We start from the raw sequence: 3,904 nt of genomic DNA, 5'->3' as shown, positions 1-3,904 counted from the left end.
AGCGCGAACAGGATCGGGAGGGTCTGGATGCCGGCCTCGGTGAGGCTGTAGCGGGCGCGCTGGCCGCGCACGACGTCCTCTTTGGTGACGATGCCGGCGGCGATGAGCTTCTTCAGCCGGTCGCTGAGGATGTTGGACGCGATGCCCTCGATCGAGCCGGTCAGCAGTTCCCGGAAGTATCGGCGGTCGCCGAAGATCATGTCCCGCAGCACCAGGAACGACCAGTGGTCGCCCAGGGCCTCCACAGCCGCGTTGATCGCGCATCCGGACCTCAGTTCCGAGATCGCTCCTCGAGCCATCTCCGACCCCTCCTTGACGTTGCCGGGCACCGCGAACTACGGTAGTGCTTGCATCTTACAATCACTTTACAGGAGCGACAATGGGACAGGTACGAGTCGATCTCACCATCTCCCTCGACGGCTACGGCACGACCACCGACCAGACCCCCGAAGACCCGTTCGGCCAGGACTGGAACCGCCTTCAAGCCGCGTACGTGGCGACGCGGACCTTCCGCGAGCGCGTACTCGGCCAGACCGGCAAGGGCACCACGGGCCTCGACAACGACTACGCCGCCGACTACTTCGAGGGTATCGGCGCCGAGATCATGGGCGCGGGCAAGTTCGGGCTCCACGCCCACCCCGGCGATCCGGACTGGCGGGGCTGGTGGGGGCCGAACCCGCCGTTCCGGTGCCCGGTGTTCGTGCTCACCCATGAATCGCGGCCGTCGCTGGAGATGGAGGGCGGGACAACGTTCCACTTCGTCCAGACCTCCGCCGAGGAGACCCTTGAGCGCGCCACGCAGGCCGCAGGCGACCGCGACGTACGCATCGGCGGCGGGGTCCGGGTCGTGCGGTCCTACCTGGCCGCGGGACTGGTCGACCGGCTCCACGTCGCCATCGCGCCGATCCTGCTCGGCCGCGGTGAGAACCTGTGGGCGGAGCTACGCGAACTCGAGCGCGGCTACAAGGTGACCAGCGAGATCGCCGAAAGCGGCACCATCCATGTCACCTTCTCCCGCTGAACCGCCGCACGCACGCCAGCGATACTGAGATCGATTACCGATCTCGAGTGGTTGCGCATCCTGCCGCAGGACACCGATGAAGAGCTGATCGCCTTTGAACAGTGGGTCGGCCTGCTGGGTGCCGGCGAGTATGATCTTGGTGAAGCCAGCGTTTTCACCGCCGCCGAAACCCATGGGCTGGTCGCCATTACAGACGACCGCGATGCGACCAAGGTGGGCCGAGCACTTCTTTAGGTCGGACTGCGCCAGGGTAGGGCGGATCATAAGGAGGCCGTCAGGGCCTCTGGCGGCGTTACGCCTCGTGCGCTGCATCCACCTGAAAGTGATCGGCCAGGACGCTGAGACGCTCGATCATCTTGTCCAGAAGACCGGCATCTCGTCGAGGATCGCCTCCTCGTTGTGTCGGATGACAGTGGAGCCCGCATGGGCCACGCGTTGTGGCCCGAGACAGTCCACACCGCTCTTTCAAACCCAGGAGAGCCAAGCGGCCAAGATGTCGGGGTGTGGGGCGGAGCCCCACCCGGGGGTCTCGGGGGGCTCGGCCCCTCGATCAGGCCAGCCCGAGCGGAGCGAGGCCCATGCTTTTCAGGAGGTCAGACCGATCGGACAGGAGAGACCCGTTCCCACGAGCGTGTATCTATGTGACCCATGCGAAGAGCAGCGATTTACTGCCGCATCAGCCAGGACCGCGAGGGTGCCGGACTGGGCGTGGCCCGCCAGGAAGCCGACTGCCGCACGTTGGTCGAGCGCCGAGGATGGCAGGTCGCAGGTGTCTACCCGGACAACGACGTCAGCGCCTACTCTGGCAGCCCACGTCCGGCCTGGCGCCGACTGCTGGAAGACATCGAGGCGGGCGCCATCGACGCGATCGTGTGCTGGCACGTGGACAGACTCACACGCTCCCCACGCGAACTGGAAGACGTCATCGACCTGGCCGACCGGCGCGGTGTCGAACTCGCCACGGTCACCGGAGAAATCGACCTCGCCACTCCGACCGGCCGTCTCATCGCCCGCATGCTCGGAGCAGCAGCCCGCCACGAAGCGGAGCACAAGGCCGAACGGCAGAAACGTCAACGCCGCCAGAACGCCGAAGCGGGCAAGGTCTCAGGCGGCGGGATGCGCCCGTACGGCTACGCCGAGGACCGCATCACCATCATCAACGAAGAAGCCGACATCATCCGCGAAGCCGCTCGGCGTGCCCTGGCCGGCGAATCACTGGCAAGTGTCTGCCGCGACTTCGAGAAGCGCGACATCCGCACCCCCAGCGGACGCCATTGGCTCCCCACGACCCTGCGCCGAATGCTGGCAGCGGCACGCATCAGTGGACGCCGCGAGCACATCCCCCGCAGCAGCTTCCAGACCACTCGCCCGCTCCTCGGCGAAATCGTCGCCGATGCCGTGTGGCCAGCGATCATCGACCCCATCGACTCCGACCGGCTACGCGTCCTGTTGAACGATCCCACGCGTGACTACCGCCGCCAGGCAGCCACCGGCCGCACCTATCTACTGTCCGGCATCCTGCGCTGCGGCCGATGCGGGCATCGCATGAACGGCAGGCCCCGCTCAGGTGTTCCTAGGTACGTCTGCCCCAACGTGCCGGGAAGCGGCGCCTGCGGGGGCATCGCCACCAACGCCGCACGCACCGACCAACACGCCCGCGACATGCTCCTCACCGCGCTCGACTCCCCCACTATGGCCGAGCGCCTCCACCAGGACTCAGGCGATGACAACAACCTCGCCGACCTCGTACGAGCCGATGAGGAACAGCTAGAAGAACTGGCCCAAGCCTGGGCCGCACGCGAAATCAGCCGTAAGGAATGGATGGCCGCCCGCACACCGATCGACGCACGGCTGGACAAGAACCGCGCCCAACTGGCCAACCTGTCCCGCAGTTCCCCGCTGCTGCCCTTCATCGGCACGATTGAGGAGATGCTCGCACGCTGGGAGGAGATGAACGTCTCCCAGCAACGCGCCATCATCACCGCGACCATCCGCACTATCACCGTCGCCCCAGCCGACCCCCGACGAAGATGGGACCCCGACCGCTTCACCTTCGACTGGCTCGCCTAAGCAGCCAACGACCGGCGCTCGTCCCGGTCCCCGTCCACAAGCCGGAACACCGACGCCACACGCTCCAACACCGCAAGATCCTCAATTACCGGCGGCAACCCTTGCGCCGCCCGAGACGCGGCGACCCGCGCCCGCAGCTCATCATTCACCCACACCGCCACTGGCCATCTCCCAGCGCGGCGCGGCTTGACACTCCCTTCCTCGCATGCCGCCTCCCTTCGCCGCTCCTCTCTATCGCAGAACAACATCGAGAATGCAGCGGGAGCACCGGACCAGATCACCGCCAAATAGGACGTAGCCGAGACGTCCTAGCAGCGACTCAACGTCCCGACCCGTCCCCAGCGAGTCAGCCGAAAGGGACGCTTGAGATCACCTTGAGCGCCTTACCAACTCAGGTCATCACGTGAACGCATACCTACACCTGGGCGGAGGTCAAGCCAGGAGCCGGGACCACTACCATCAAGATCCGAAAGCAACTTATCTACACGTCATTAAAGGCGATCCGCCTGCGGCGTCTCGCCGCGCGTCGGGCGGTCGCTGGCCGCGCTGCGGCTCTTCGGCCGGTCGCGGCCAGCGCCGCCCCGCCGGCGACGATGGCACTCCGGAAAGCGCAGAAGATTCGACCGGGCACGCCGATCGACAACATCGGCGAGAACCAACTGCTTGAGTCGTATGGCTGACGCCGTGACGATCGCGGACTTCGGTTCCATGGTCTCCGGTTGGGGCGATCGCTCATTAAGAGATCCTGGGTAGGCAGCCCTCGTAAGGGTTGTCACCTCTCGGCCCGGCGGGTGCATGGCCTGCGATCGGATC

Annotated in this window: 4 protein-coding genes; 3 read left to right on the top strand and 1 reads right to left on the bottom strand. The window is 66.1% G+C overall.

Features of this window, described 5'->3' with window-relative positions; all coding sequences use genetic code 11:
• On the bottom strand, positions 1 to 299 hold a 299-nt coding region (locus ACFXJ8_RS43825; protein WP_379651483.1), incomplete at its 3' end, for a winged helix-turn-helix transcriptional regulator.
• Between the two features lie 80 nt (positions 300 to 379).
• On the opposite strand from ACFXJ8_RS43825, the gene ACFXJ8_RS43820 reads away from it, so the two are divergent.
• The 3 genes from ACFXJ8_RS43820 (at position 380) to ACFXJ8_RS43810 (ending at position 3,091) form a co-directional block, all read left to right on the top strand.
• Positions 380 to 1,021, top strand: coding sequence for a dihydrofolate reductase family protein (locus ACFXJ8_RS43820; protein WP_379651481.1), 642 nt, complete (start codon positions 380 to 382; stop codon positions 1,019 to 1,021).
• 51 nt (positions 1,022 to 1,072) lie between these two features.
• The gene (locus ACFXJ8_RS43815) at positions 1,073 to 1,255 is read left to right on the top strand and encodes a hypothetical protein (protein WP_379651479.1); all 183 of its coding nucleotides are present in this window, start codon (positions 1,073 to 1,075) and stop codon (positions 1,253 to 1,255) included.
• Positions 1,256 to 1,669: 414 nt separating this feature from the next.
• On the top strand, positions 1,670 to 3,091 hold the full coding sequence (locus ACFXJ8_RS43810) for a recombinase family protein (RefSeq protein ID WP_379651477.1): 1,422 nt from the start codon (positions 1,670 to 1,672) through the stop codon (positions 3,089 to 3,091).
• Positions 3,092 to 3,904: the final 813 nt, after the last annotated feature.

This window comes from Nonomuraea sp. NPDC059194 (assembly GCF_042754765.1).
GTDB lineage: Bacteria > Actinomycetota > Actinomycetes > Streptosporangiales > Streptosporangiaceae > Nonomuraea.
This window is presented reverse-complemented; position numbering and strand designations above follow the sequence as displayed.

Excerpts from the sequence above, each read along its gene's own strand:
- ACFXJ8_RS43820 (WP_379651481.1), top strand. The coding sequence starts at position 380 with ATGGGACAGGTACGAGTCGATCTCACCATCTCCCTCGACGGCTACGGC.
- ACFXJ8_RS43810 (WP_379651477.1), top strand. The coding sequence starts at position 1,670 with ATGCGAAGAGCAGCGATTTACTGCCGCATCAGCCAGGACCGCGAGGGT.